Annotated in this window: 21 protein-coding genes; 8 read left to right on the top strand and 13 right to left on the bottom strand. The window is 71.8% G+C overall.

Translation table 11 applies throughout. The features are described from left to right. Nucleotides 1-16: 16 nt before the first annotated feature. Nucleotides 17-394 (bottom strand): hypothetical protein, encoded by a 378-nt coding sequence (locus AB0K36_RS19755; RefSeq protein ID WP_189472807.1) that lies wholly within the window; start codon nucleotides 392-394, stop codon nucleotides 17-19. 166 nt (nucleotides 395-560) lie between these two features. Here AB0K36_RS19755 and AB0K36_RS19750 point away from each other — a divergent pair, with 166 nt between their 5' ends. Beyond that, on the top strand, nucleotides 561-1,061 hold the full coding sequence (locus AB0K36_RS19750) for a hypothetical protein (protein ID WP_189472805.1): 501 nt from the start codon (nucleotides 561-563) through the stop codon (nucleotides 1,059-1,061). 101 nt (nucleotides 1,062-1,162) lie between these two features. Here the strand turns inward: AB0K36_RS19750 and AB0K36_RS19745 are convergent, their stop codons facing one another. Together AB0K36_RS19745 and AB0K36_RS19740 are read right to left on the bottom strand one after the other, a co-directional pair. Then, a complete protein-coding gene (locus AB0K36_RS19745; RefSeq protein ID WP_364595844.1) occupies nucleotides 1,163-3,367 on the bottom strand; it encodes a terpene synthase family protein in 2,205 nt (734 codons plus the stop codon). Nucleotides 3,368-3,576: 209 nt separating this feature from the next. Then, on the bottom strand, nucleotides 3,577-5,499 hold the full coding sequence (locus tag AB0K36_RS19740; RefSeq protein ID WP_364595906.1) for an N-acetylmuramoyl-L-alanine amidase: 1,923 nt from the start codon (nucleotides 5,497-5,499) through the stop codon (nucleotides 3,577-3,579). Nucleotides 5,500-5,807: 308 nt separating this feature from the next. Here AB0K36_RS19740 and AB0K36_RS19735 point away from each other — a divergent pair, with 308 nt between their 5' ends. Then, nucleotides 5,808-6,260, top strand: coding sequence for a VOC family protein (locus tag AB0K36_RS19735; protein WP_364595841.1), 453 nt, complete (start codon nucleotides 5,808-5,810; stop codon nucleotides 6,258-6,260). A gap of 291 nt (nucleotides 6,261-6,551) precedes the next feature. On the opposite strand, the gene AB0K36_RS19730 is transcribed toward AB0K36_RS19735, so the two are convergent. Continuing rightward, the gene (locus AB0K36_RS19730) at nucleotides 6,552-7,679 is read right to left on the bottom strand and encodes an aminoglycoside phosphotransferase family protein (RefSeq protein ID WP_364595838.1); all 1,128 of its coding nucleotides are present in this window, start codon (nucleotides 7,677-7,679) and stop codon (nucleotides 6,552-6,554) included. Between the two features lie 235 nt (nucleotides 7,680-7,914). Here AB0K36_RS19730 and AB0K36_RS19725 point away from each other — a divergent pair, with 235 nt between their 5' ends. After that, a complete protein-coding gene (locus AB0K36_RS19725; protein ID WP_364595835.1) occupies nucleotides 7,915-9,408 on the top strand; it encodes a DNA-binding protein NsdB in 1,494 nt (497 codons plus the stop codon). 191 nt (nucleotides 9,409-9,599) lie between these two features. Here AB0K36_RS19725 and AB0K36_RS19720 read toward each other — a convergent pair whose 3' ends face one another. Continuing rightward, complete coding sequence (locus AB0K36_RS19720; RefSeq protein ID WP_364595903.1) at nucleotides 9,600-11,036, bottom strand: PP2C family protein-serine/threonine phosphatase; 1,437 nt, start codon at nucleotides 11,034-11,036, stop codon at nucleotides 9,600-9,602. Between the two features lie 278 nt (nucleotides 11,037-11,314). On the opposite strand from AB0K36_RS19720, the gene ligA reads away from it, so the two are divergent. Beyond that, nucleotides 11,315-13,456 (top strand): NAD-dependent DNA ligase LigA, encoded by a 2,142-nt coding sequence (gene ligA, locus AB0K36_RS19715; RefSeq protein ID WP_364595832.1) that lies wholly within the window; start codon nucleotides 11,315-11,317, stop codon nucleotides 13,454-13,456. A gap of 45 nt (nucleotides 13,457-13,501) precedes the next feature. Here the strand turns inward: ligA and AB0K36_RS19710 are convergent, their stop codons facing one another. Together AB0K36_RS19710 and AB0K36_RS19705 are read right to left on the bottom strand one after the other, a co-directional pair. Beyond that, complete coding sequence (locus AB0K36_RS19710) at nucleotides 13,502-14,095, bottom strand: GNAT family N-acetyltransferase (RefSeq protein WP_364595829.1); 594 nt, start codon at nucleotides 14,093-14,095, stop codon at nucleotides 13,502-13,504. Then, nucleotides 14,085-16,139 carry a penicillin acylase family protein gene (locus AB0K36_RS19705; protein ID WP_364595826.1) on the bottom strand — a complete coding sequence of 685 codons (2,055 nt, stop codon included), beginning with the start codon at nucleotides 16,137-16,139 and terminating at the stop codon, nucleotides 14,085-14,087. The genes AB0K36_RS19710 and AB0K36_RS19705 overlap by 11 nt, the downstream gene beginning before the upstream one ends. Nucleotides 16,140-16,269: 130 nt before the next feature. Here AB0K36_RS19705 and AB0K36_RS19700 point away from each other — a divergent pair, with 130 nt between their 5' ends. Beyond that, entirely contained in the window at nucleotides 16,270-16,785 is a 516-nt protein-coding gene (locus AB0K36_RS19700) for a GNAT family N-acetyltransferase (protein ID WP_364595823.1), read from the top strand. 262 nt (nucleotides 16,786-17,047) lie between these two features. Beyond that, nucleotides 17,048-18,130, top strand: coding sequence for a class I SAM-dependent methyltransferase (locus AB0K36_RS19695; protein ID WP_364595820.1), 1,083 nt, complete (start codon nucleotides 17,048-17,050; stop codon nucleotides 18,128-18,130). Between the two features lie 74 nt (nucleotides 18,131-18,204). On the opposite strand, the gene AB0K36_RS19690 is transcribed toward AB0K36_RS19695, so the two are convergent. The 6 genes from AB0K36_RS19690 to AB0K36_RS19665 all read right to left on the bottom strand — a co-directional run bounded on the left by AB0K36_RS19690 (nucleotide 18,205) and on the right by AB0K36_RS19665 (nucleotide 24,177). Then, nucleotides 18,205-18,849 carry a hypothetical protein gene (locus tag AB0K36_RS19690; protein ID WP_364595817.1) on the bottom strand — a complete coding sequence of 215 codons (645 nt, stop codon included), beginning with the start codon at nucleotides 18,847-18,849 and terminating at the stop codon, nucleotides 18,205-18,207. Nucleotides 18,850-19,283: 434 nt separating this feature from the next. Beyond that, the gene (locus AB0K36_RS19685; RefSeq protein ID WP_364595814.1) at nucleotides 19,284-21,944 is read right to left on the bottom strand and encodes a SpoIIE family protein phosphatase; all 2,661 of its coding nucleotides are present in this window, start codon (nucleotides 21,942-21,944) and stop codon (nucleotides 19,284-19,286) included. Between the two features lie 281 nt (nucleotides 21,945-22,225). Next, entirely contained in the window at nucleotides 22,226-22,876 is a 651-nt protein-coding gene (locus AB0K36_RS19680) for a phosphoribosyltransferase (protein WP_364595811.1), read from the bottom strand. A gap of 87 nt (nucleotides 22,877-22,963) precedes the next feature. Then, the gene (locus AB0K36_RS19675; RefSeq protein ID WP_364595808.1) at nucleotides 22,964-23,452 is read right to left on the bottom strand and encodes a DUF5709 domain-containing protein; all 489 of its coding nucleotides are present in this window, start codon (nucleotides 23,450-23,452) and stop codon (nucleotides 22,964-22,966) included. Between the two features lie 82 nt (nucleotides 23,453-23,534). Then, nucleotides 23,535-23,765 (bottom strand): DUF6480 family protein, encoded by a 231-nt coding sequence (locus AB0K36_RS19670; RefSeq protein ID WP_364595805.1) that lies wholly within the window; start codon nucleotides 23,763-23,765, stop codon nucleotides 23,535-23,537. A gap of 73 nt (nucleotides 23,766-23,838) precedes the next feature. Continuing rightward, the gene (locus AB0K36_RS19665; RefSeq protein ID WP_364595802.1) at nucleotides 23,839-24,177 is read right to left on the bottom strand and encodes a DUF3140 domain-containing protein; all 339 of its coding nucleotides are present in this window, start codon (nucleotides 24,175-24,177) and stop codon (nucleotides 23,839-23,841) included. A 152-nt stretch (nucleotides 24,178-24,329) separates the two neighbouring features. On the opposite strand from AB0K36_RS19665, the gene AB0K36_RS19660 reads away from it, so the two are divergent. Both AB0K36_RS19660 and AB0K36_RS19655 read left to right on the top strand, forming a co-directional pair. Continuing rightward, entirely contained in the window at nucleotides 24,330-25,055 is a 726-nt protein-coding gene (locus AB0K36_RS19660; protein WP_364595799.1) for a UdgX family uracil-DNA binding protein, read from the top strand. A gap of 326 nt (nucleotides 25,056-25,381) precedes the next feature. Beyond that, on the top strand, nucleotides 25,382-25,972 hold the full coding sequence (locus tag AB0K36_RS19655; protein ID WP_364595796.1) for a hypothetical protein: 591 nt from the start codon (nucleotides 25,382-25,384) through the stop codon (nucleotides 25,970-25,972). Nucleotides 25,973-25,994: the final 22 nt, after the last annotated feature.

Raw genomic sequence — 25,994 nt, 5'->3', positions numbered from 1 at the left:
GAAGCGACGGCACGGCTCACGCGGGCGTCTGTGTCACGTCACGGCCGAGCCCCGCGGTGCCGTTGATCTTCTCGATGGCCTGCCGCGCATGCTCACCGGGCGTACGGGCGGTGAGCGAGGAGACCGACGTGGCAGGAGGCAGATGCGCCGCGCTCCCGGCCGGCGCTGACCCGGACGCGGACGCCGTCGTGGGCTTGGCATGGACCGCGGAGCGGGTACGCAACCGGTGCCCGGCCGCCTCGTCCAGCGTCACGGGCCGCTGCATCTGGGCGGCCAGCCGCCCCGCCTCCTGCCCGAGCGCGGCGACGTCCTCCCAATGGAGGCGGACCACCAGCCGTAGCTCCGCCTCGCCGTCGGGAAGGGCTTGCAGGGGCGGAGTGATGCGGTCGTTCATGGACTGATCCTCACGTCGGTACGGAATCTCGCGGGACGCTGCTCCTCATAGGCGTCGGTGCGCACGGGCACCGGTGCGCACAGGGATACGGGGGTGGCGCCCGGGGCGTTCAACGCCGCCGCGCCCCGGCTCGGCCGGTTCGGTCCGTACCCGTACCATTGCGGGTATGTCCTTCCTCCGCCGCCGCAGCGCCGCCACACCCGCGGGCCCGGACTTCGATGTCCTGGCCATGGACCCGGGCGACTGGCCCGGCAACCTGGGCGCCGGCCTGCTGCCCGCGCCTGACGGCAGCTGCCAGGGGGTCTTCCTGCGCTACGACCTGTTCGGCGGCCGCGGACCCGCGATGATCATCGGCAATCTGCCCGAGGGATCGCCCGCCCGCGAGGTGGAGGAGGGCGAGATCCCCTTCGAGGTCGGCCAGCTCCTCGTCGCCCTCGAGAACGACGAGCCGGTCCATGTCACCGGGGTCGAGGACACTCCGGTCATGCAGGGGGACAACCTGCTGATCGTGCGCCGTCTGAAGCTGTCGGAAAGCCGCATCTCCTGCGTCCAGTTCGACCGCAGCGACAACGTGCTCGTCACGATCGCCAGCTGGGACCGGCCCATCACCGACGATCTCTACGCGCTGCTCAAGCCGCTGCCCGCGGAGCTGTTCCAGCAGGGCTGACCGCTCGCCGACCGACCTCCTCGACCTACTGCCCGGGCGCGACCCGGGCAGTCTCGTCATCGGTCCCGGCACACCGGCCGTGAGACTCCCTGGTTCTCGCGCTACACACTGACCGCCGACCGCTGGGCCGGCAACGAGATCCGGGCGGCGGACGTGCCGAGCCCCGTGGGCGTACCCAGCCGCCACGGAGCGGCACCGCCCCGCAGATCCTGCTCCTTGTAACGCCTCACCTTCCGGTGCCAGTTGAGGATGCCGGCGAGCCAGTCCTCGACCTCGCGCACATACGAGGCGAGGGCCGCCCTGCCGTTCTCGCCGAGACCGAACTCCTCGCACACCGCAGGCAGTTCATGCTCCTTCACATGGAGGAACTGCTCCAGCCGGGAGTGCATGAGATCGGCCGTCATCGCGAAGGCAGTGGGGTAGTCGCAGTCGAAGAACGTCTGCACCACCAGTACGGCGTTGTGGATCTCGCCCTCGTACTCGATCTCCTTCTGGTACGAGAACAGGTCGTTGAGCAGGCAGGCGTAGTCCATGGCCGCGTTCTCGAGGGCGCGCACCGGGCCGCTCGCGTAGAGCTCGGCCGGCAACTCGCCCTCGTGGCGCAGCCTGCACAGGCTCATGGTCATGTCCGAACCGAACGTGAGACGGCGCATCTCGATGTAGTCGACCGGATCGGGCACCCGGTGCTGCGCCTGGTTGTGCAGTTCCCACAGCCAGCTGTCCAGCATGACGTCCACGGCCGCGCGCAGGGACCCGCGGGCGGCCGCCGACATCGGCCCCGCGGTACGCGCCCACAGGTCGGCGAGGCCGCGCTCCATCGGAGCCACCGCGACGGCGGCGCCCGACTCCGGGGCGTCCACCGGCATACAGGCCTTCAGCCGGTCGTTCAGGAGCCTGGCCCCGGCGAGATCACGGGGCGCGCCGAAGACCACCGGGTAGTAGTCGTCGCCGTACGTCCCCCACGTCAGCCACTCCGCGCTGAGCTCCAGCTCCTCCGGTGTGGCGTCGGGGTCGAGACCCGCCGCGCAGAGCGCCAGGTCGAAGCCCTTGAGCCTGGCCTCGTCCCAGATGTCGTTCAGCAGGCCCATGCGGCCGGCCCAGTCGACCGACTTCCTGCGGGCGTCGTCCAGGTGCGGACTCAGCGTGAGGGGGAACGGCAGGGCGAAGTCGGGGAGCAGGGAAGGCCCCACCTCCCGCGGCCGGTGCGTCAGCGTGCGCAGCCGTGCCGCCGCCGGACGGCCGAACAGTGTGCGGATGTCGAGAGCCGACGTCCCCCACACCCCGGCGACCGACGACGGTCCGACCGCCTCGCCCACGCCGTCGTTCATGTACCGGCTGGAGCGCATGTGCCATTCGTGACCGCCGGACTGCCAGTCCTGAAGGCCCTTGGTGTAGGCGGCGATCGCGGTGCACTCCTGCGGAGTGAGGCCCTTGTCCACGCACAGCGCGGGCACTTCGGTGAGCGCGGTGTTCTCGAACTGCTGGATCCGCGAGGTCAGCAGGTCGTTCACCGCGTCCGCCGCCTCCTGCGTCGTACAGCCGAGGAAGCGCTCCAGTACCAGCACGCCGTTGCTGTTCTCGCCCTCGTCCTCCACCTCGCGCTGGTACGAGAAGAGGTCGTTGCGCAGGTGCACCGCGTCGGAGAAGGAGTCGCGCAGCACCCGCAACGGACGTGTCGCGGCGACCGCTTCCGGCACCTCCGCCTGCGCCGCGTACTCCACCAGGCCGGCCGACCAAGGGGCGCCGCCGACCTTCCGGCGCATCTCGATGTACTCGACCGGGTTGGCGACCCGGCCAGCGTCGATGTTGGCCAGCTCCCACATCGACTCGTCGAGCAGGTTCTTGGTGGATTCGGCGAAACGGGCCCGCCAGGCGCGGGACATGCTCGGCACCGTCCGCCGCCACAGGTCGGCGAGACCCGCCTCGACCGGGTTCGTCGGCTCCGGCGTCCCCCGCGACAGGTCCATCGGCATGAAGGCCGGCAACCGGTCGAGATACGCCTTGCCGCCCGCGAGGTCCTGGCTGCGCTTGAAGACCTCCAGGAAGTGGTCGTCGAAGAAGAAGACCCACACATACCAGTCGGTGACGAGACCGAGGGCCTCCGCGTCGCAGTCGGGATGCGTGTACGCGCACAGCAGGGCGTAGTCGTGGGCCTCGAGGTCGCTCTCCTCCCAGATACCTGACCCCTCCAGCATTCCCGTCCGCCGGGCCCATTTCCTGGTGTGGCGCCGTGCCTCCTCGACATGCGGATTGAGGCGGGCCGGATACGGGACGTAGAAGTCCGGCAGTACGAAGGGTTGTGCCATGTGCGCCAGGGCCTTTCGGAACAGCCGCGCACGAGGGCGCGGACGGTCATGACGGCCCAGGCCTACCCCTCGCCCGTACGGCCCACTCACCCCGGCAAATAGTCACATAAGCGGCCCGATGTGCGGGGTGGTGCCACCGGACCCCACGACCGGTGGCACCACCCCGTTCGGAGCTCTCGACCGGACCGGTCGCGGCCCGGCCGAAGCCCCTAGCCCAGCACCCGCACGTCCGCCGCCTTCACGAAGGCGACCCGGTGTCCGAACTGGATCTCGTAGTACATCTCTTCGCCCCGGACCACCTTGTGGCCCGCCGTGTCGAACGTCGTCGCGTACAGGTACTCCCCAGGGACCCGGTCACCGACCACGTACCTCTGTCCCGCGAGCAGCTTGTACGGCAGCGGCGAGACCGCCTGCACCGGAACCCCCGGCGGATAGGCCGAGGCCTCCGGATACGCCCTGCCGTACACCGGCACTTCGGCGAGACCGTCCTTCGGTGTCAGCACCTGCTCCCGCGCGGCCACCGCCACCGGCTGTGTCCGCGGGTTGTGGAACCAGGCCTTCTGCCCGAGGTACCAGATCGCCGTCCAGTCGCCCCGGCGCTCGGCCACCGCGTACTGCTGACCCGTCGACGCACGCGCCCCCGTGTCGTTCACACCGGTCGTCGAGTCCTGCCCGCCCGGCCGCAGACCGACGTCCTTGACCAGCGGAGCGCTCTCGCTCGGCGCCGTGTGCAGCCGCACCGCACCGGAGCCGTGCGGCGCGCACGCCTCCCCGGCCTTCGCACAGCCGGTGTACAGCGGCTGGTGCCTCGTGTACTCGGGACGGATCGTGACCACGGAACTGTCCGGCCCGGCGGACGGTGTGAACGGCCTGCCGAGCAGCTTGAAGTAGTGCGCCCAGTCCCAGTACGGCCCAGGGTCGGTGTGCATCCCCCGGATCGTCGCCGCCGTGGTGCCCGGGACGTTGTCATGACCCAGGATGTGCTGCCGGTCCAGCGGAATGTCGTACCGCTTGGCCAGGTACCGCACCAGGCGTGCCGACGTGCGGTACATCGCCTCCGTGTACCAGGCGTCGGGGGACACCAGGAAACCCTCGTGCTCCAGACCCACCGACTTGGCGTTGACGAACCAGTTTCCGGCGTGCCAGGCGACGTCCTCGAGCGGCACGTGCTGCGCGATGTGCCCGTCGGACGAGCGCAGCGAGTACTGCCACGACACGTACTGGGGGTTCTGCACCAGCTGCAGGGTGGTGTCCCAGGACGCCTCGGTGTCATGGACGACGATGTAGTCCACCGACTGGGACGCCGGCCGGCCTGCCTGGTCGTGGTTGCCGTAGTCGCCGTCGCCGAACTCCTCGTACGGGGCCGGGATCCATTCGCACGCCACCGTCGGCGGGCATTCCGTACGGCCCGTGTCGGCGGTGCGCAGCCCCAGCCGCCGCACCTGCGTCCGGTCCGGCGACACGGCCGGATCCGGCTCGAGCTCCACTCGCTGACCGCTGTCCGTCGTACGCGACTGGCCCGTGCGGATGACGTCGAAGACATCGTCGGCGTACGTCGTCGCCGTCGCCACGTCGTCCGCGCCCGAGTACCGCGCCACGGCGCCGTACCAGTCCGCGGGGTCCGCGCCGGCGGGTCCGCCCAACTCCCGCTGGGCCTGAGCGAGCAGGGCCGCACCGCCCCGCACGTTCGCCGCGGCGCTGTCACGCAGCTCGTCGGCGCCGATGCCCGACACCTCGGCCGCGCGCTCCAGTGTCCGCAGCCGCGGCGGCAGTTCGGCCGGATCGGGCAGGGCGGCCTCGACGACGGAACGGGCGGGGCGGGACTCGTCCCCGCGGGCGTCCTCGGTGCCGTGCGAGTGGTGGGGCGCCTCGGCGATCGCCGTCCTCGCGTCCGTCAGATGCATCGGACCGTAGCCGCCGGTGACGCTCGCCGCGCCGCCGTGCGCGTCCCAGCGGGACTGGAGGTACGAGACGCCGAGCAGCACGCTCTCCGGCACCCCGTACTCGGCTGCCGCCGCGGCGAACGTCCCTTGCAGGGAATCCGCCGGAGCGCGTTCGGCGGTCGCGGACGGACCGGCCGACAGCAGCGGCAGCAGCAGGGCGGCGCACGCCACCGCGCCACCTGCCGTCAGCGCACGACGGGCACTTCTCGGACGTGCGGAAGCTGATCCTGGCAATGCGGCCTCCAGTGACGGGTGACGCGCGAACGGCCCCGAGGGGCGGGACACGCCCCATGGGTATCGGCTCACGGACGATCCGTCAATCATGCCTCGCACACCGGTATTTGCACGTCAGAGCGCGTGTCGCGGAGTTTCGCGGCGACGGTCCCCCGGCCTGCGACGCGTCAGTGGAGTGGACCAATGGCCGACCGACGGCGGCTCATGCGGACCCGTCCCCACGCCTTTCGTATGCCGGACGCGGCCGGGGGTAGCCGCAGTGCATGACCACCCAGAAGACCAGCGTTCTCGTCCTCGACGCCGCCGAACCGATGGAACTGGCGGAGTTCTACGCAGGGTTGTTCGGCGCGGAGGTACGCGTCGGCAGCGATCCCGACTTCGTGGAGGTCGTCGGCCACGGCGGAGTGCACCTGGCGATGCGCCGCGACCACGGTTACGCGCCGCCCAGCTGGCCGCGGCCGGAGGACTCCCAGCAGTCGCACCTGCGCATCCTGGTCGCCCGCGACGACCTCGACGAGGCGGAGCGGGAGGCGGTCGGCCTGGGGGCCCGGCCGGTCGACACCAACAATCGGCGGGGGCCCCACGAGGAACGCGTCTTCTCCGACCCGGCCGGTCACTCCTTCTCCCTGGCGGTGTCCCCGGTCGTCGAGCCACGAACCACCGGGCAGGGCGCACGGCATGGCGTACCGGTCCCGGGGCGCGAGAAGTTCAGCTAGGGCCTCTCGTTTGGATCAGGCCGGATCAGCGAGCGGGGTCTGGCACGCACGCTCGCCGCGTTGTCGTCAGTCCCTAGGGCGCCCGGCCTGAGCCGGGAGAGCTCACTTTCCCCGGCGCGTCAAACGCGGTTCCGCGGCGAGGCGGGGGCGCGGCGCTCGGGCAAGGTGATCGCCGAGGACGGGCGGAGAAGCACAGTGCGCTGCGCGCCCGGCGTGTCGGCACCGGACGCGCAGCGCGCTTCCCCCTCTGTGGCGGCGGATCGAACGAACCTGCCGCTCGGTGGCGGCCGGTCAGCGTGTGCCGACCGCCGCGCGCACGGCCCTGCGGGCCATTGCGCAGTCATCGTGCAGCCGCCTCAGCAGCAGCCGCTGTTCCTCACCGGCCGTAGGACCACCGGCCTGCCCCTGTGCGCCCACCACCGGCGGCGCCTCCCGCATCGTGCGCTGCACGGCGGTCTCGTAGGTACGGATCTCCCGGGTCAGCACCAGCATCAGGTTGACCAGGAACGCGTCCCGCGCCGCCGTGCCCGCCTGCTGGGCGCGTTGGCTGATCTGCCGGCGCGCCGCCGGGGCATCACCCAGCACCGCCCACAACGTCGCCAGGTCGTAGCCGGGCAGGTACCAGCCCGCGTGCTCCCAGTCGACCAGCACCGGACCGGTGGGCGACAGCAGGATGTTGGAGAGGAGCGCGTCACCGTGACAGAACTGCCCCATCCCGTGCCGGCCACCGGCCTGCGCCAGACCGTGCAGCAGCTTCTGCAGGTCTCCGAGGTCACGGTCGGTGAATAGCCCCAGCTCGTGGTAGCGCGAGATCCGCGAGCCGTAGTCCAGCGGGGCATCGAACATCCCGGCCGGCGGACGCCAGCTGTTGAGCCGCACCACCGCTCCCAGCACGGCGCGCAGATCCGCGCGCGGAGGGGCCTCCACCGGATGGCGGGTCAGCGCCGCGGCCCTTCCGGGCATCCGCTCGATCACCAGTGTGCAGTTCTCCGGGTCCGCGGCGATGAGCCGCGGGACCCGCACCGGTGGGCGGTGCCGCACGAAGGCGCGGTACGAAGCTATTTCGTGCCGGAGCCGCTCGGCCCAGGCCGGCGAGTGATCCAGTAAGCACTTGGCGACCGCCGTCGTACGCCCCGTCGTTCCGACGATCAGCACGGACCGTCCACTTCGGCGGAGCACCTGCACGGGATTGAACTCGGGGCAGATCCGGTGCACCGACGCGACAGCCTTGCGCAGCTGCGCGCCCTGCGGGCCGGACAGGTCGATTCTCCCGCTGAGGGGCGGTCGGCCCGTCGCACCGGCCGTCCTGCGTGCCCGGCCGGGGTCGGCGCGGTCGAGATACGGACCGGCGCCGGCGGGGAACGCGTTGCGCTGCTGCAGCCGGGGCGGAGCGGACACGGAGGACGATGCTGTGTACATGGGAGATACAGATCCCTTCGTGTGCCGACAGGTTGCGTGCGCGCCCCGCCCCATATGCCAGGAGCAACACCCTGGGGAATGTGCCCCGGCAGACGGGGCGAGGTGGCGCTTTCCTACCTGACACCGCATCGCGGGTGGCACACCATCTGGCGAACCCTGGCGAACCCTGGCGAATAGTCGCCTGCCCCATGACAGCGCGTTACTGTCAACTCAGCCGAGAACCTGGGGGCTTGACGTGAGCAGAGAACCCAACACCCGCCTGTGCGACCTGTTCGGCCTGGCCGGCTGGTCCAAGGGTGAGCTGGCAAGGCTCGTGAACCGGCAGGCGGCGGCCATGGGCCATCCGCAGCTGGCGACCGACACCTCGCGGGTCCGGCGTTGGATCGACCTGGGGGAGACCCCGCGCGATCCCGTGCCCAAGGTGCTGGCAGCTCTGTTCACCGAGCGACTCGGTCGTGTCGTGACCATCGAGGACCTCGGGTTCGCACGGAGCGGGCGAGCGGGTAAGCGGCGGGACGTCAAGGGCGCAGAGAACCCTGACGGTCTGCCCTGGGCGCCCGACCGTACGGCGGCGGTCCTCACCGAATTCACGGGAATGGACCTCATGCTCAACCGACGCGGCCTGGTGGGCGCGGGCGCGGCGCTTGCCGCGGGCTCAGCACTCAGCAGCGCCATGCACGACTGGCTCAAGACCGATCCGGCGATCTCCCAGGACGCCGCACGCACCTCCGATGTTCTGCACGCCGACCCCGCTGGGTACGACCGTTACGAGGCCGCCCCCATCGGGTCGCAGGAGATCGAGGCGCTCGAGCGTTCCGTAGAGGTGTTCCGCGCGTGGGACGCCGCCCGTGGCGGCGGCCTTCAGCGCAAGGCGGTGGTGGGACAGCTCAACGAGGTCGGCGGCATGCTCGCCTACCGCCACCCCGACCATCTGCAGCGGCGCCTGTGGGGCGTCGCGGCCAACCTGGCGGTACTGGCGGGCTGGATGTCCCACGACGTCGGCCTCGAACCCACCGCCCAGAAGTACTTCGTCATCGCGGCCCATGCGGCCCGTGAGGGCGGTGACCGTCCGCGCGCAGGAGAGGCTCTGTCGAGGGCGGCCCGCCAGATGGTCCATCTGGGCCGTCCGGACGACGCACTCGACCTGATGAAGCTCGCCAAGTCCGGCTCGGGGGAGCAGACGTTGCCCCGCACCCGCGCGATGCTGCACACCATCGAGGCGTGGGCACAGGCGTCCATGGGCCAGGGGCAGGCCATGCGCCGCACCCTGGGCGAGGCGGAGGAACTGTTCGTCTCCGACAAGGGCGATGTACCGCCGCCGAGTTGGATGCAGATGTTCGACGAGGCCGATCTGCACGGTATGCAGGCCCTGGCGTACCGCACGCTGGCCGACCACGAGCCGTCGGCCGCGGCGATCGCGCAGAACCACGCCAAGCAGGCTCTGCAGCTGCGCGAGGGCGGCCGTCAGCGCTCGAAGATCTTCGACTACATCTCGCTGGCTTCCGCGTGCTTCATCGCCGACGACCCCGAACAGGCGGACCGTTACGCCAGGCTGGCGCTGGTGTCGATGGGGGAGACCTCCTCGCACCGGACATGGGACCGGCTCCGGGAGATGTACCGGCTGACCGGCCAGTACGCCGGCTACGCGAAGATCGAGGACCTCCGCGAGGAGATCGAGATCGCGATGCCGGGCAGCCTGTCGGCGAAGCCGAAGCTCAAGGGGATCTAGCAACGGCACGGGAGCCAGGTACCGGAGCGAGGCTCAAGGGGATCCGCGTACAGGCGCGGGTTCAAAGGGATGCGCGTAAAGGCGCGGGTTCAAGAGGAGCCGACGCCTGGCGAGCGCCGGCAGCAGCGGCGGACATCCCCCTCCGGTGACGGGCCCCTCGGGCCGTCGACCGGCCCGTGCAGCGGGCGCGGTCAGGCGACGACCCTCGCCACCATCACACAGGCGTCCCCTTCTCGTTCCTGCTCACCGAGCTCCTCCACGACCGCACGGACGCACTCCTGGGCGTTCGTGGCCCGGGCGAACCGCGCTGCCAATGCCGTCAGCCGGTCCGCACCGAGCTCGGTCGCCGTGCCCGTGCGGGTCAGCGCGTCGGTGTGCAGCACGAGCACATCGCCCGGCCGGAGGATCACTTCGGCCTGCTCGTACACCGCCCCGCTCGTCGCGCCGAGCAGCACGCCGTCCGGTGCCCTCAGGGCCTCACCCGTCCCTGTCCCCTCGCGGAACAGCAGGGGGGACGGGTGGCCGGCCTGCGCCCACGAGAGGGTCCTGGTCCCCGGGGTGTACGTGCAACACACGGCGCTGCCCAGGGTGGGCTGCGAGGACGTGTCGAGCAGTTGGTTGAGGTGCGTCATGAGCGGTCCCGGCCGGATACCGGCCACCGCCATGCCGCGCAGCCCGCCCAGCAGCATCGCCATGGCGGAGGTGGTGCCCACTCCGTGTCCCGTCAGGTCACCCACGCTCAGCAGCGTGCTGCCGTCGGGGAGTCGGAGGGTGTCGTACCAGTCGCGGCCGATGGGCGCGCCGATCGGGGAAGGGAGGTGGTGGGCCGCGATGTCCAGGGCGCCCCGGCCGTCCTGCGGCGTCCGGAGCGGGCCGCTGCGCGCGGGAAGCACCGCTTCCTGCATCTCGGCCGCGAGCCGGCGCTCGGTCTGCTCCATGTGCTGCTGCCGCTGCACCCAGTCACGCGTCTCGCGGACGGCCCGCTGACTGCGGCGCAGTTCGCTGACGTCCCGCAGCACGGCCCACATGGAGGCGGTGGAGCCGTCGGCGTCGAGGACCGGCTCGCCCATCATGTGCACGGTCCGCACCCGGCCGTCGGGACGCACCAGACGGAACTCGCCGTCGATGGGGCGCCCGTCCACCAGGCAGTCCGTCACCATCGCCGTCAGCATCGGCTGGTCCTCGGCGAAGACGACGGACGGCAACTCGTCCAGCGACATCGGGCCGTTGCGAGGATCGCGTCCAAGGATCCGGTACAGCTCGTCGGACCAACTCACCTCGTCGGTGAGGAGATTCCACTCGGCGCTGCCGACCCGGCTCAGCAGCGAGCCGCCGGCCGCGCTGTCCGCCTCGTACTCGCTCAGATCGTCGGCGAAGGAGTCGGCGGCCTCGGGGGGCAGCCCTTGCTTCAGCTGGTCCAAGTGGGCGCCGAGGTCGTCGAGGTGATGGAGCGCCAGGTCGCACAGGGCGCGCTGCCAGCGCCCGCGCGGATCGTCCTCCGTCACGGCGCCGTCCGGGCGTACGGCGTCGACGTCGCCGCGAAGTCTGCGCGTCCTGCTGATCAGCGCGTCTACGGTTCCACGCTCGGGCGGCTCGGCGGGACGGTCCGCGAACACATGGGACGGCATGTCGTACTCCGATACAGGCGCGGCCACGGCCAGGGTCTGGAACAGGGACCGAATACGAGGGTTGCACAGCAAGGAGGCGGCCGTAAGCCATTTGGCAACACTCGATCCGGTGGTGCCTTTGTCATATGCCATAGGCGTCCGGGGCCGGTGCCCTGCGTCCGCCCTGCGTCCGTCGCGTCACCGTGGCCGGCGACGTGGGGACCCGGAACGGGCGGACCGGCGGGCGGCCGGTGACCGGGCGCCGGGGCGTTGTCAGTGGTGGGGGGCAGGATAGCGCCATGACGACTTCACCTGCCGTTTCCGTCGCGCGCGCCACCGTTCTCGCCGACGCGGCCGCCTATGCCGCGGCGGTCGAGACAGCGACCCGTGCCTCCGCCGCATACTACGAGACCGGCGAGAGCACCCTCGACGACGACGCGTACGACCGCCTGGTGCGCGGGATCGCCGCATACGAGCAGGAACATCCTGACGAGACGTCACCCGCCTCCCCGACCGGGAAGGTCGCGGGCGGGGCGGTGACCGCCGGGGACGTGCCCCACACCGTTCCCATGCTGTCCCTGGACAACGTCTTCTCCGCGGAGCAGCTCGTCGCCTGGACTGCTTCCGTGGAAAGGCGCACCGGCCGCCCCGTCGAGGAGTGGAGCGTCGAACCGAAGCTCGACGGCCTCGCCGTCGCCGCGCGCTACGAACGAGGAAATCTGACCAGGCTGATCACCCGGGGGGACGGCACGGCGGGCGAGGACGTGTCGCACGCCATCGGCACGATCGTCGGCCTGCCGCGCACGCTCACCGAGCCCGCCACCCTCGAGATCCGCGGCGAGGTCCTCATGACGGAGGAACAGTTCGAGCGGGCGAACACCGTGCGCGTCGAGCACGGTGGCGCTCCGTTCGCCAACCCGCGCAACGGCGCGGCGGGCACCCTGCGGGCCAAGGACCGCGCGTACACGGTGGAGATGACCTTCTTCGGGTACGGGGCACTGGCGGTGCCCGCGTCCGGAGCGGAGCTCACCGGCCGGCTCGGCGAGTGGGGGCACAGCCGCATCATGCGCTACGTCGTGGACCTCGGCGTGCACACCGCCGACAGCACCCCCGTCGCCCCTCGCACCCTGACCACGACCGAGGCGATCCGGGCCCGTATCGACGAGATCGCCGCCGCCCGCCCCGGCCTCCCGTTCGGGATAGACGGGATCGTCATCAAGGCGGACAGCGCGGCGGACCAGGCAGCGGCCGGCTGCGGCTCCCGGGCGCCCCGCTGGGCCGTCGCGTACAAGCTGCCCGCCGTGGAGAAGGTCACCACCCTGCTCGGCGTCGAGTGGAACGTGGGCCGCACCGGGATCATCGCCCCGCGCGCCGTGCTCGAGCCGGTGGAGATCGACGGCTCCACCGTCACCTACGCGACACTCCACAACCCCGCCGACATCACCCGCCGCGATCTGCGCACGGGCGACAAGGTGATGGTCTACAAGGCCGGGGACATCATCCCGCGGGTCGAGGCGCCGGTGGCCCATCTGCGGACCGGCGAGGAGCAGCCCGTCGTCTTCCCCGAGGTCTGCCCCCAGTGCGGCTCGGACATCGACACCTCCGAGCAGCGCTGGCGCTGTGTGCGAGGCCGCGACTGCCATGTCGTCGCCTCCGTCTCGTACGCGGCCGGGCGCGACCAGCTCGACATCGAAGGGCTCGGCGCCACCCGTGTCGTCCAGCTCGTCGACGCCGGACTGGTCCGCGACCTGGCCGACCTGTTCACCCTCACCCGTGAGCAGTTGCTCGCTCTGGAGCGCATGGGAGAGACGAGCACCGACAATCTTCTCGCCGCCATCGACACGGCGAGGACCCGTCCGCTCTCCAGGGTGTTCTGCGCCCTCGGTGTCCGGGGCACCGGCCGTTCCATGTCCCGCAGGATCGCCCGGCACTTCGCGGCCATGGAGCACATACGCGCCGCCGACGCGGAGGCCCTGCAGCAGGTCGACGGCATCGGCGGGGAGAAGGCGAGGACGGTCGTGGCCGAACTCGAGGAGCTGGCCCCGCTGATCGACCGGCTGGTGGCCGCGGGCGTCAACATGAGCGAACCCGGTGCGACGCCGCCCGTCGCGAGGGTGGTGGAGGGGACCGGAGCCGAAGACGGGGACACCGGGGCGGGGGCGGGGACCGCCGCGGGCGCCGGCCCTCTCTCCGGCATGACCGTCGTCGTCACCGGGGCGATGACCGGCGCGCTGGAGAAGCTGAGCCGCAACCAGACGAACGAGCTCATCGAGCGCGCCGGCGGCAAGTCGTCCTCCAGCGTGTCCAAGCGCACCTCGCTCCTCGTCGCCGGGGAGAACGCCGGATCCAAGAGGGACAAGGCCGAGCAGCTCGGCACCCGGATCGCCACGCCGGACGAGTTCGCCGCGATCGTCGCCGATTTCCTCGATACGGCGGTCTGACGCGGAGCGGCGGCCGGTCCCGGGGGAGCGGCCGCCGCTCGTGCCTCACCGGGCCGCGAGGCCCCGTTCGAAGGTCTCGCGCTCGAGGAAGGCCAGCCGGGCCCGCTTCTCCGGCTTGTCGATCTCGGGCCCGAGCACGAACCCGGACCGGACCATCCGGCTGATGGCCTTCTCGTTGCGCGCGTCCGGTTCGACCACGAGCCGCAGATGGGCCGGGTCGGTGAACGCGTAGGCCGTGAGGACGCCGACGAGCACGCCCGTGAAACCGGGACGCGCACCCTCGCGCGCGGGCGCGATCAGCAGATGCAGTCCGAAGTCCCCGGGCCGCACGTCGTAGCACTCGCCCACCGGGTCGGCGTCCGGGTCATACGTCTGGAACAGCGCGACCGGCTCCTCGTCCAGCACGGCGAGGAACGCGTGGTGCGTGGTGAGGGAGTCGACGAACTCGTAGGTCTCCCGGACCTGTTCACAGCTCTGCCCCAGCATGCCCCAGAACCGCGCGCGCTCCTCGCTGACCCACCCGTGGATCAGCGGGGCGTCGGCGGCGGGGTCCACCGGCACGAGCCGCACCGTCCCGAACCCGGCGGCGGTGTGCTCGTACACGGCCGCTCGGCGGTGCGCGGTGGTCTCAGTGGTCATCTCTCTCCTCGGTAAGGCTGTCCCAGTCGGTGATCACGGGGACGAGTTCGCCGGCCAGCCACAGCGGCAGCTGGTCGCGCTGGTGGGCGTGCCCGGGCACTCCGGAAGCGCCGAGCGGCACCACCCACAGGCTGTTCTCGCGCCGCGCCAGGTCCCACACGTAACGGGCGGCCGGGCCCCGGGCGCTGCGGTCGGTGATGCCGGGCACGCTCGCCGTCGACAGCACGCAGTCGTGGTCGCCCGACACCGCGGGCCACTCCTCGGGCGTCGATGCGGGCAGCGCCTGCCATGGGGCGAGCCGGTGCGTGTCCCCCCAGACGCCGGACGGCGCGCCCGCCGCCACCTCCTCAACGGCCTCCCGAACCGCCGCTTCCGCGTCGAGGCCGGGCAGCGCACCCGGCGACAGCAGCCGCTCGAGCGCGAACGCGACGCGGGGCACCAGGGCCAGCCAGGGAAGGAACACCTCGGGAAGGCGGGGGAGTTCGGCCAGGCCGGCCAGCGCGGGGCTCGCCGACAGCTTGAGCACCACCGCGGAACGCAGCGCCGCGTACACCGCCGCGTCCGTGCTGCCGGCGTCCATACGGCGGTCCCAGCGGGCCAGCCGGTCGCGCAGCGCGGCGGCTTCCGGGCCGAGTCCCTCCAGCCGGGCCAGCAGGCCCAGCAGCGGTGCGGCGGACGCCAGGTGGGTGTCCATGTGGATGCGCGGCATGTCCCCGGCGGACCAGGACGCCGCCTCGTCCAGCAACTGCCGGATGCGGTCGGCGCGGTGAGGGGGCGCGAACTCGATGCCGAGCGGAGCGGCCAGGCCCCGTGCGTTCGCCATCACGGCGAAGCCGTCGACCGCCGCGCGGGGAGTGGGCTCGTACGTGTCGTCCTGCCAGGCGTACCGGGACTCCCAGGCGGGCACCACGCGCAGCCGGTTGGCCCTCTCGCGCCGCGGTACCCGGCCCGCCACGCGGTGCAGCAGTCCGCCGTCGGTGTCCGCGGCCTGGACGACGTTGACCGGCTCCACCCACTGCTCGACGGCACGGTCGACGTCGTCGACGGTCCGGGCCCGCAGCAGCGCCGGCAGCGCGCCGAAGCCGATGCCTGCCCCCGCGCGTACGGGGCAGCGCAGGCTGACGCCCTCCGAACCGTCGCCGGTCGTGATGATCACCGGCCCGCGCTCCGTCTCGATCACCTCTACCTCGACGGGAGCGGCGCCCGCCACCGCGATCGACTCGGTGTGCCTGTGCGCGGGGCGCCAGCCGTCGGGGCCGAGCGCCTCGACGGTGTCCCCGTGTCTTCGGAGCCGCTCGCGGTAGAGGTCCTGGTAGTCGGCCATGGCGTTGGTGATGGCCCAGGCGACGGTGCCGGTGTGGCCGAAGTGGGCGATGCCGGGGACGCCGGGAACGGCGAGTCCGACCACGTCGAATTCGGGGCACGCCAGCCGGATCTGCTGGTATATGCCAGGGTCCTCGATGAACCGGTGCGGGTCACCGGCGATGAGCGCGGCGCCCGTGGTGGTGCGGTCGCCGCCGACGAGCCACCCGTTGCTTCCCGAGGTGCCCGGCCCGTCGGTCGCGAAGAGCTCGGCCGACTCGTCGCCGAGCGCCCTGGCGACCTCCTCCCGCCACAGCTTGGTGGGGAATCCGGCGAACAGGATGTGGGTCGCCAGCCAGATGCCGAGCGGCGTCCACGGCTGCCAGCGGCCGGGTGCGAGGGACACGGCCGTGAAACGGGGGTCCCGTGCGGCGCCGGCCTCCAGGCCGTCGTTGACGCCGTCCACGTAGCGGCCGATCCACGCGGCCGTCTCCTCGTCGAGCGCTTCGAAGCACCGCTGAGCGGTGTCGTCGAGGCGAGCCATGCGGGCGAACATGTCCCAGGCGAGGGACTCCTCGCCGAGGAAGGCGGCGGAGGTGCCCTGCGACCGGTGCCGGTCGACCTCGATCTGCCAGGCCCGGTCGACGGCGGCGTTGCGGCCCTGGGCGAAGGCGAGGTCGTGCGCGTCCCCCGCCCGCAGATGCGGGATTCCCCACGGGTCCCGGTAGATCGTCGTACTCACACTGATTCCCCTTTAGGTTAGGCTCGCCTAACTTAATCTACGGCCCCTTGTGAAACAATCCGGCCATGGCGGGAAGGGGTCCGGCCCCGGGTGAGCCACCGTCGCCGACCGCGCCCGTCATACTCGTCACATGACTTCGCCCCTGACATCCGCCGGCGCCGGCCGGCCCCGGACCACGGGCCCCGCGGCTCCCGGGATCCGCCGGGCGACCGCCCGGGACGCGAAGCGGCTCACCCGCCTCGTACGCGGCTCCGGCGCCTACCAGGGTCACTACGCCCCGATGGTCGCCGGATACCGGGTGGGACCGGACTACATCGAGACCCACGAGGTCTTCGCCGCCACCGGCGACGACGGCAGGGTTCTCGGCTTCTACGCCCTCGTGCTGTCGCCGCCAGGGCCGGACATCATGCCCGAACTGGACCTCATGTTCGTGGCCGACGACGCCCAGGGGCTGGGCATCGGACGGCTGCTGGTCGAGCACATGCGCGGACGCGCCCGCGCTGCGGGTCTCGACGCCGTCCGTGTCGTGGCGCATCCGCCCGCCGAGGGCTTCTATCTGAGCGTCGGCGCCCGGCGGACCGGCACCGTGCCCGCTCGCCCGCCGGCCGTCATGTGGGACCGCCCGGAACTGCTGCTCCCCGTCTAGGCCCTAGCCGTCGGCGAGGTACCGCCAGGGCTCCCGTCCGGGCTCCCCTCCGGGCGAAGGCGGCTCACGGCACATGGGTGGACCGCGCCCGGGACCCGCCCAAGTCCGGGAAGCCGTGCGGCGGTTCGAGCGTCACGTGGCAGGTCGCCCACTCCGTGATCCCGACGGTCGACGGCCGCGTTCTCATGCCGATTCCGGCGTACTGTGAAATGTGCGGGCCTCGACCCGCGGCCCGCCCCGCAGCCCGGCGGAAGGAGCGGCCATGTCGGATCTCGATACGCGGCGCACATCCCCCGACCTCGGCAAACAGGAGAGGTTCGCCGGAGAAGTGGTGGACGTGCTGAACAAGGGAGCGCTCGCGCTCCTCATCAGCGTCGGCCACCAGACCGGCCTGTTCGACACCCTCGCCGGCCTGCCGCCGTCGACCGGTGACGAGATCGCCACGTCGGCGGGGCTCGACCGGCGTTATGTGCGGGAGTGGCTGGGCGGGATGGTCGTCGGCGGCGTCGTCGAGTACGACCCGGAGCACGAGACGTACGTGCTGCCGCCCGAGCACGCCGCCTCCCTGGTCACCGCGGCAGGACCGGACAACCTGGCGGGCATGATGCAGTACATCGCGCTGATGGGCGAGGTCGAGCAGCAGGTCGTGCGCTGCTTCCGCGACGGCGGGGGAGTGCCGTACTCGGCATATCCGCGCTTCCAGGCCCTCCAGGCCGAGGAAACGGCCAGGGTCTACGACCAGGCGCTCGTCGACACCATCGTCCCCCTCGTGCCGGAGCTGCCCGAGCGGCTGCGCGCCGGGATCGACGCCCTCGACGTGGGCACCGGACAGGGCCACGCCCCCGTCGTGCTGGCGAAGGCCTTCCCCAGCAGCAGCTTCCACGGTCTCGACCTGTCGGAGGCAGGCGTGGATGCCGGCCGGGCGGAAGCGGCCCGGCTCGGGCTCGGCAACGTCCGCTACACGGTCGCTGATTCGACGGAGATCAGCGGCGAGTACGACCTGATCACGGCGTTCGACGTCATCCACGACCTCGCCAGGCCGGACGCCACGCTGGCGGCGATCGCACGGTCGCTGAAGGAGGGCGGCACCTTCCTCATGGGCGACATCGCCGCGTCCAGCAAGCTCGAGAAGAACGTGGGCCACCCCTTCGGGCCGGCTCTCTTCGGCTTCTCGGTCTTCTACTGCATGACGACGTCGCTCAGCACCGGCGGAGCCGGCCTCGGCACCGTCTGGGGCCAGGAGACGGCCGTCCGGATGCTCAAGGAGGCCGGCTTCACACGCGTCGACGTGCGGACCGTCGAAGGCGACCCGCTCAACGTCTACTACGTGGCACGCAAGGACTGACCGGAAGGCCTGCGCCCGGTGCGCGCCGCCGCGCGCACCGGGACACCGGGGGCCCGGCCCGGAACGCCGGCCGGTCAGGAGGCGGGCGGCGGCGCCGGCTGCCCCATGTGCAGCCGTACCGTGTTCCCGTCACCCGGGATGATCATGTTGATCAGCGGAGTGGCGAGCAGGCAGTGCTCGAACTTCGGGATGGTGTACGAGCCGGACAGCGTGCCGCCCTTGAGCGCGTTGAACCCTGGTTCCGACGTCAGATCGAGTACCGCCGGAACTTCCGTCCGGCACGAACTGCCCACCGGGGTCGGAATGCCCGCGACCCGAAGGTCCTTGAGCCGCAGGGTGAGTTTCGTGGTGCTGTTGACGGCACCTGTCTTGAGGTCGATCGTTCCGCTCGTCTGCTCGGTCTCTATGAACTCGGTCGTGACGCTCACGGGAATCGCGCCGATCATCTTGAACGAGCCCGGCGCGGGCGGGAGCACGGTGTCGGCCAGAAGTGTCCCCGCCTTGAGGTCCGCGGTGACCTTCAGGACCCCCGGCCCCAGCGCCAGGTCGGAGCCGGTGCCCTCGAGGTGAGTGCTGCCGGTCAGCGGATAGTCGAGACGGATCGGCACCGCATGGGCGGGTCCCGAGGTGGCCACGGCCAGCCCCAGCCCCGCGGTGAGGGCGACGGCCCCGCGGAGTGCGGCTCTTCGCCCTCGGGGCGCGGTTTTCGGACGCTTCATCACGGCTCCAGGATTCGGCGCTGCGGGCCAAGGCGCGCAGGCGCAGGGAATGAGGAAACTGGAATGGTGCGGCGATCAGTGCGGTGACTGTTACGGCGATCGGTGCGGTCGTCGTGCGTGAATCACGGCGCCGGGGAAGAGGCGCACGGAAATCGCTCGGAGAAAGTACGTGAGAGACGTGTCCGCGGCGTGTTCGCGGGAATTCCGGCCGACATCCCGCCCGGCCCCGGACCGTTGCGCGAGAGAGACGTTACGGACGGGTAACCCGGCAGGCAAGAGCGGCAATTCAAAATTCCCCGCCCCTGCCACCGACGGCCCGTTTCTTGTCGTCCGCTCAGCATCCCGCCCCGGATTCTTGTCCCCGGGTGAGCGCCCGGCGCCCCCGCCGGAGCCCCGGCCCGTCGCACGTCACATGCCGGACCGCCGGCAGGCGGTCAGAAGCCCGACCCGCCGGGAAGCTGCCCGCCGGGCAGCGGCTGTTCCGTCCAGATGACCTTGCCGTCGGCCGTGTAGCGCGTGCCCCAGCGCTCCGCGAACTGCGCGACCAGGAACAGGCCGCGGCCCCCCTCGTCCGTGATGGACGCCTGCCGCAGGTGCGGCGACGTGCTGCTGCGGTCGGACACCTCGCAGATCAGCGCGCGGTCCCGGATGAGCCGCACCTGGATCGGCCCGGCGGCGTAACGGATGGCGTTGGTGACGAGTTCGCTCAGGATCAGCTCGGTGGTGAAGGCGTCCTCCTCGAGACCCCACTCGGTGAGGCGCTCGGCCACCGCCGCCCGCACCCTGGCCACCGCCGCCGGGTCCGACGGAACCTCCCACTCCGCGACCTGGTCGGACGCCAGGACCCGCGTACGCCCTACGAGCAGGGCGATGTCGTCCCGCGGACGCTCCGGCACCAGCGCGCCCAGCACCGTCTCGCAGGTCTCCTCCGGCCCCTGGCCGGGGTGCTCGGCCAGCGTGCGGCGCAGCAGCTCGAGCCCCTCGTCGATCTCCCGTTCCCGGTCCTCGACGAGCCCGTCCGTGTAGAGGACCAGCCGGCTGTCCTTCGGCAGCCGCAGCTCCAGCGTCTCGAACGGCAGACCGCCGAGCCCCAGCGGCGGCCCTCCGGGGACGTCCGCGAACTCCGCCGTACCGTCCGGGTGGACGACGACCGGCTGGAGGTGCCCCGCCCGCGCCATGCTGCAGGTGCCCGACACCGCGTCGTAGATCGCGTAGATGCAGGTGGCGCCGGTGACCCCGGCGTCCGCGCCGTCGTCGGACTCGTCCTGGTCGATGCGGGCCACCAGCTCGTCCAGATGGAACATCAGCTCGTCGGGCGGCAGGTCGAGGCTGGAGAAGTTGTGGACGGCGGTACGCAGCCGCCCCATGGTCGCGGCGGCGTGCAGGCCGTGACCGACGACATCGCCGACGACGAGGGCGACCCGCGCACCGGGCAGCGGAATGATGTCGAACCAGTCACCTCCGACACCGCCGAGCCCGCCCAGCCCGGCCTGCGCGGGACGATAGCGATAGGCCACGTCCAGGGCGCTCTGCTCCGGCAGCACACGCGGGAGCAGGCTCCGCTGGAGCGTGACCGCCATCGTGTGCTCACGCGAATAGCGGCGGGCGTTGTCGACGCTGACGGCGGCACGCGCCACGAGCTCCTCCGCCAGGGAGAGGTCCTCCTCCTCGAACGGCTGCGGGTTGCTCCCGCGCCAGAAGATGGCCACACCGAGGATCACGCCCCGCGCCCGCAGCGGAACGGCGATCATCGAGTGGATCCCGTGCTCCAGCAGCATCCGCGCCCGGTCCGGGTCCTGTTCCTGCCATCCGGCGAGACGTGTCAGGTCCGCCTGGAGGACCGCTTCGCCCTTCCGTAGCCCGGCCCCCATCGGCGTGGTCGGCGAGAACCGGATCACATGCCCCAGCGGATACAGCGCCGTGTCCCCGGAACCGCTGAAAGCCGTGCGCCGCATGTTCGTGTCCGCGCCGGTGCCGGTCGGCTCCTCGCCGCGCAGCACGGTCTCCGCCAGGTCCACGGTCGCGAAGTCGGCGAACCGCGACGCGGCGAACTCCGCGAGCTCCTCGCACGTGCGGACGACGTCGAGCGTGGTGCCGATCTCGGTGCCCGCGTCGTAGAGCAGCTTGAGCCGCCCTCTGGCCACATCGGCGCGCCCGGTCAGGGTCTGGAGCTCCGTGGTGTCCCGCAGGGTCGCGACGCTGCCGGGCGGTCCGCCGTGCTGGTCCGTCGAACGCTGACTGACGGCCACGAGCCGGTCCCCGACCGGAATGACCTCGTCGGTCACGATCTTCCCGGACGACAGCAGTCGGGCCGCGAGCGGATCCAGTCCCAGTTCGGTCACCGAGGATCCGTCCAGGTCCATGGGCAGTCCGAGCAGCCGGCGCGCCTCGTCGTTGGCGAGCAGCAGCCGGCCGTCGCCGCCCACGATGATCACTCCCTCACGCACGGCGTGCAGCACCGCGTCGTGATGTTCGTACATCCGGGTCATCTCGGCGGGCCCGAGCCCGTGCGTCTGGCGGCGCAGACGCCTGCTCACCAGGGCCGTGCCGCCCGTGGTCAGCAGCAGCACGCCGCCCGCGGCACCGAACAGCAGCGGGAACTGCTCCTCGACGACGCCGCTCACCCGTTCGATGGTGATGCCGGCGGAGACCATGCCGATGACCTTGCCATCGCCTCCGAAGACCGGGACGACGGCCTGGACGAGCGGGCCGATGGTGCCGGTGATCTTCTCGGTGAACACCTCGCCGTTCCTGGCGTGGCTCAGATCGCCGACGAACTTCTTGCCGATGCGGTCCGGCAACGGATGCGTGTAGCGGATGCCGTCGGTGTTCAGCACGACGATGAAGTCGACACCGGAACGCTCGCGCGCCGCCTCCGCCTTGGGCTGGAGCACCGCGGTGGGATCGGGGCTCTCCAGCGCCTCTTCCATCCCGGGGGAGTTGGCGAACGTCTCCGCGACGGCGACCGACCGGTTGCGGGCCTCACGCTCGCTGCCCGCGCGGGACTGGAACACGAGCGCCGCCATGGCCGCGGCGACCAGGAGCACCACGATCGCCACCTGGAGGAGGAAGACCTGACCTGCGACAGTTCGCATCCGCAGAACCGAGCGCGGGCGGCCGGAGCGTGGTGCGGCCATAAGTCTTTCTACACCTCCGCCGTGAGCCGGGCGAACCGCGCGGAGCGGGGCGTGGACGGTCGTACGCCCCACCCTGCCGCGAGTTGCTCAAGCATGCCAACGCAGGTGGACTTACCCAAGGTCTTTGCGGAATCCGGGGAGATCCGAACGTCCTGGCGCCGCCGGAGCGATCCCGGGCAGCCCCGCGCAAGGCGCCTCCGCGCCGCACATACCTCCCGATGTCTGCCCGCGGGCTCTGCTCAACGGCTGTCGGCGTGCCCCCGCAGGATGGTGATCACCTCGTCGTCACCGACCTGGTCGAACTCCTCGTACCACTGGCCCACCGCGTAGAACGGCTGCGGCTGGTGCGGGCACAGCACCTCGTCCGCGTCGGCGGCGAGCGCGTGCGCCGCCTCCGGGGAGCCCACCGGCACAGCCAGCACGACCCGGCCCGGCTTCATCTCGCGGACGGCGCGCAGCGCGGCACGGGCGGTGACGCCGGTCGCCAGGCCGTCGTCCACGACGAGGACCGTTCTGCCCGTCACGTCGGGCGCGGGGCGACCGCCCCGGTAGAGATCTTCACGGCGCCGAAGCTCCGCACGCTCCGTGGCGACCTGCCGGCTCAGTTTGTCGGCCGTCAGGTCGAGCATGGCGAGCGTCCGCTCGTCGTAGAGCGGTGGCCCCTCGCCGGCCAGTGCGCCGACACCGACCTCCGGGTTGTACGGCGCGCCGATCTTCCGTGCCACGAGGACGTCGAGCGGGGCGCCCAGCGCCCGGGCGATCTCGTCGCCGACCGGTACCCCGCCGCGCGGCAGCGCCAGCACGAACGGGTCGGGCGGCACCCCCTCGCCGCGTTCGAGGAGCCGACGTGCGAGATCACGCCCGGCCTCCCTGCGATCGTGGAACAACATTCCTAGCTCGCTTCCGCCCTGCCGCCCGGAGCCGCACAGGGCTGCTCTTCGCGGATGCCGCCGGAGCCTGATCCGGCCGGACCGGCTCTAGCGCTCGCCCAGGTCCTCGTCGTCGGTGACATGCACCGCGGCCTCCTCCGCGGAGGCGGCACCGCCGTCGATGCCGACATCGCGGGCCACCGTGTCGCTCGGCCGCCGGGGAGCGGGGTCGTCGGCGGGCGTGAGCCGGCCGGCCCGCGGTCCGCCGGCCTCGTCGTCGACCGGCTCACCGGCGCCGTCCTCCAGGTCGCCGATGCCGTCGCCCCGTGGCGGCTCCACGTCGGGGCGCTCCTGCGCGAGACGCTGATCGAGGCTCTCGCCCTCCTGCTGCTCCTCGCCCGTGGTGCCGTACTTGCCGACGCCCAGCGGACGCTCCGGCGGCGAATAGCCCTCCGCCATCGTGTCGTCGAGACCGCGCTCGCCGATGACGTTCTGCGTGTCGAGGTCGTCGCTGGGGCGGTTCTGCACGTCCGAGTGCTCCGGCTGGTAGACGTTGTCGCCCCGGGCCTCTTCGTGCTGAGCTGCTTCGTCGGACATCGTGTCCCCTTTCTGCGACGTGGTCGAAGGCTTGCGCGGTCGCATGGTCACGGCGAGGCGTTCCGGCCGGCCGGCCGTCCCCTCAAAGGATCATGATCAGCGCGTACGCCAGGAAGAACGCTGCGAAGACCACGACCACGAGGCCGATGGCGATCATCGGGCCCTTCGCCCAGCCGCGTGACAGGTCGCCGTGCGGGCCGGTCTCGGAACCGGTGCTCCCCTCGCCGGGCGGCGTCTCGCCGGGCGGCACGGTGCCGCCGGGGCGGACGCCTGGAGTGTTTCGCGGGTCAGGATCTGGGGGCTGACTGTTCATACCGGGCGAGTGCCCGTAATCCACCGGATCAACAGTCCGGATTTCAGGTCTTCGCCACCGGCGGGACAGCCGGTCAGCCGGCCTTCAGCGGGTCGTGCCCGAGGCTCATCAGCCGGTGGCGCCGGCGGGTGTCGTCGGTGGTCCCGGCCGCCCCGTGTTCCTCCCGCTCGGACTCGACCGTGTCCACCACCTCGTACATGACCCGGACGTCCTCGTCGGTGAGGTCGGTGCGGCGCTTCTGGAGGATCGACAGGACGTGGCGGCCGGTGACGGGACCGGCCCGGTCGGGCAGCGGCTCCGTCTCCTCACCGGCGTCCTGGATCTGCAGCCAGGCGCTCAGCTCCTGCGAGGTCATGTTGACGACCCTGTGGAACTCCTCCCAGAGCGCGTCGAGTTCAAGGGCGTTCGTCATGTGCGGACCTCCCGGTACCCGGTCACGGGCTTGCATGCGTATACGCGAAGCGGCCGGCCGTCACGGGACGGCGTACCGCCGCGAGTACCGCCGGTCCGTACGGGTACCCGGCGTCCACCAGCGCGAACCTGCCGGAATGGGAGGCGAGGACGGTGTCCGTCGACGTCAACGGGGACAAGAAGGAAGCGGGACAGGGCTACGACGCCGGCCCCTTCCTTCCGCGGCGCGGCGGCCTGCCGGCGCTGCGCAAGGCCGCGGCCGGATGCGAGGGGTGCCCGCTGTTCCGCAACGCGAGCGGGACGGTGTTCGGCGCCGGCCCGTCCTCCGCGCGCATCGTCGTCGTGGGGGAGCAGCCGGGCGACCAGGAGGACCGGCAGGGGGCGCCCTTCGTCGGACCGGCGGGCAGGCTGCTGCGCGAGGCGCTCGAGGAAGTGGGCATCGAGGAGGAGTCGGCCTACTTCACCAATGCCGTCAAGCATTTCAAGTTCGAACCCGCGGCGCGGGGGAAGCGCCGCATCCACAAGGCGCCCAGTCTCCGGGAAATGTCGGCGTGCCGGCCGTGGCTGGCCGCCGAGCTGCGGGTGATCGAACCCGAACTCGTGCTGGCTCTGGGAGCCACCGCGGGCAAGGCGCTGCTCGGCGGGTCGTTCCGGATCAGCGAGCAGCGCGGCCTGCTGCTGCCGATGCCGCCCTGGGACGCCCTCGGCCGCACGGACGTGTCCGGGACCGACGGGATGCCGGCCGAGGAGGCCGCCGCGCACGGCTGCGTGGTCGGCACGATCCACCCGTCGGCGGTTCTGCGCGCGGACGACCGCCGCGCGGCCTACCGGGGCCTGGTCACCGACCTGCGGGTGGCGGCGGACGTGCTCGCCGCCTGAATGCCGGCCGGCGCGGCCCGCTCCGGTCCGTCCGGCCAGGTCCCCCGGCCTGGCCCGCTCCGGTCCCTTCGGCCTGGCCCGCTCCGGTCCGTCCGGCCAGGTCCCCCCGGCCTGGCTCGCTCCGGTCCGTCCGGCGGCTCCGGCCGCCAGGCCCCGGGACGGCTGGGCACGCTCCGGTTCGACTGCGACCCGGCAGGGCGCCTCCGGCCCGCCCTGCACGCCGGGCGGGCAGGGCGGCCAGGAGCAGATGCGGGTGACGGATACGATCATGGCCGCCGGCGCGGAAACGGTGTTGGCGGCCTCCCTCGTACCTGTGAAGGACCGACATGTCGGCCGGCGCCGCGCAGAAGACCACCGACCTTGCCCGCAAGGTCACCGACGTCCTCCAGCCCCGCAACGTCCTGCTGCTCGGAATGCTCGGGATCGGCCTCGCCGCCGCGGGCAACTGGACCGGCCTGCCCTGGGGGCTGCTCGGTGCTCTGTGCGCGGGCATCGTGCCCGCCGCGTACATCGAGCGGGAGCGCCGCCGTGGCACCTGGGGCGACAGGCATGTCGTCGACCGCCGGCAGCGCGCCCCGATCTTCTTCGTGATCCTCGGCTCCATAGGCGTGGGCGCCTTGGTCATGGTCGTCGGCGGCGCCCCCACCGGCATCCTGGTCGCGATGACCGCCCTGTGGGCGATGACCGTCGTCCTCCTCGCCGTGAACACCGTCTGGAAGATCAGCGTCGACTCGGCGGTCGCCTCCGCCGTCACCGCTCTGCTCGCCGCGGTCCACTCCCCGTGGTGGACCGCCGGGTACGTCCTCGCCGCGGCGGTGTGCTGGTCCCGCGTCGCGCTCGGCTACCACTCCGCGGCCCAGACCGCCGCAGGGGCGGGCCTGGGCGCGGCCACCGCCGCGGTGGCCGTGTTCGTGTGAGCTCGCGTCCACCTGGCCGGCG

It is taken from the genome of Streptomyces kurssanovii, from assembly GCF_040677245.1.
In the GTDB taxonomy this organism is placed as follows: Bacteria; Actinomycetota; Actinomycetes; order Streptomycetales; family Streptomycetaceae; genus Streptomyces; species Streptomyces kurssanovii.
This window is presented reverse-complemented; position numbering and strand designations above follow the sequence as displayed.

Bases quoted from the DNA above. Each gene is read 5' to 3' on its own strand.
- AB0K36_RS19690 (WP_364595817.1), bottom strand. From the start codon at position 18,849: ATGAAGCGTCCGAAAACCGCGCCCCGAGGGCGAAGAGCCGCACTCCGC.
- AB0K36_RS19680 (WP_364595811.1), bottom strand. From the start codon at position 22,876: ATGTTGTTCCACGATCGCAGGGAGGCCGGGCGTGATCTCGCACGTCGG.
- AB0K36_RS19675 (WP_364595808.1), bottom strand. From the start codon at position 23,452: ATGTCCGACGAAGCAGCTCAGCACGAAGAGGCCCGGGGCGACAACGTC.
- AB0K36_RS19720 (WP_364595903.1), bottom strand. From the start codon at position 11,036: ATGCCGTCCCATGTGTTCGCGGACCGTCCCGCCGAGCCGCCCGAGCGT.
- AB0K36_RS19685 (WP_364595814.1), bottom strand. From the start codon at position 21,944: ATGCGAACTGTCGCAGGTCAGGTCTTCCTCCTCCAGGTGGCGATCGTG.
- AB0K36_RS19745 (WP_364595844.1), bottom strand. From the start codon at position 3,367: ATGGCACAACCCTTCGTACTGCCGGACTTCTACGTCCCGTATCCGGCC.
- AB0K36_RS19735 (WP_364595841.1), top strand. From the start codon at position 5,808: ATGACCACCCAGAAGACCAGCGTTCTCGTCCTCGACGCCGCCGAACCG.
- AB0K36_RS19695 (WP_364595820.1), top strand. From the start codon at position 17,048: ATGTCGGATCTCGATACGCGGCGCACATCCCCCGACCTCGGCAAACAG.
- AB0K36_RS19730 (WP_364595838.1), bottom strand. From the start codon at position 7,679: ATGTACACAGCATCGTCCTCCGTGTCCGCTCCGCCCCGGCTGCAGCAG.
- AB0K36_RS19710 (WP_364595829.1), bottom strand. From the start codon at position 14,095: ATGACCACTGAGACCACCGCGCACCGCCGAGCGGCCGTGTACGAGCAC.
- AB0K36_RS19755 (WP_189472807.1), bottom strand. From the start codon at position 394: ATGAACGACCGCATCACTCCGCCCCTGCAAGCCCTTCCCGACGGCGAG.
- AB0K36_RS19670 (WP_364595805.1), bottom strand. From the start codon at position 23,765: ATGAACAGTCAGCCCCCAGATCCTGACCCGCGAAACACTCCAGGCGTC.
- AB0K36_RS19750 (WP_189472805.1), top strand. From the start codon at position 561: ATGTCCTTCCTCCGCCGCCGCAGCGCCGCCACACCCGCGGGCCCGGAC.
- AB0K36_RS19700 (WP_364595823.1), top strand. From the start codon at position 16,270: ATGACTTCGCCCCTGACATCCGCCGGCGCCGGCCGGCCCCGGACCACG.
- ligA (WP_364595832.1), top strand. From the start codon at position 11,315: ATGACGACTTCACCTGCCGTTTCCGTCGCGCGCGCCACCGTTCTCGCC.
- AB0K36_RS19655 (WP_364595796.1), top strand. From the start codon at position 25,382: ATGTCGGCCGGCGCCGCGCAGAAGACCACCGACCTTGCCCGCAAGGTC.
- AB0K36_RS19665 (WP_364595802.1), bottom strand. From the start codon at position 24,177: ATGACGAACGCCCTTGAACTCGACGCGCTCTGGGAGGAGTTCCACAGG.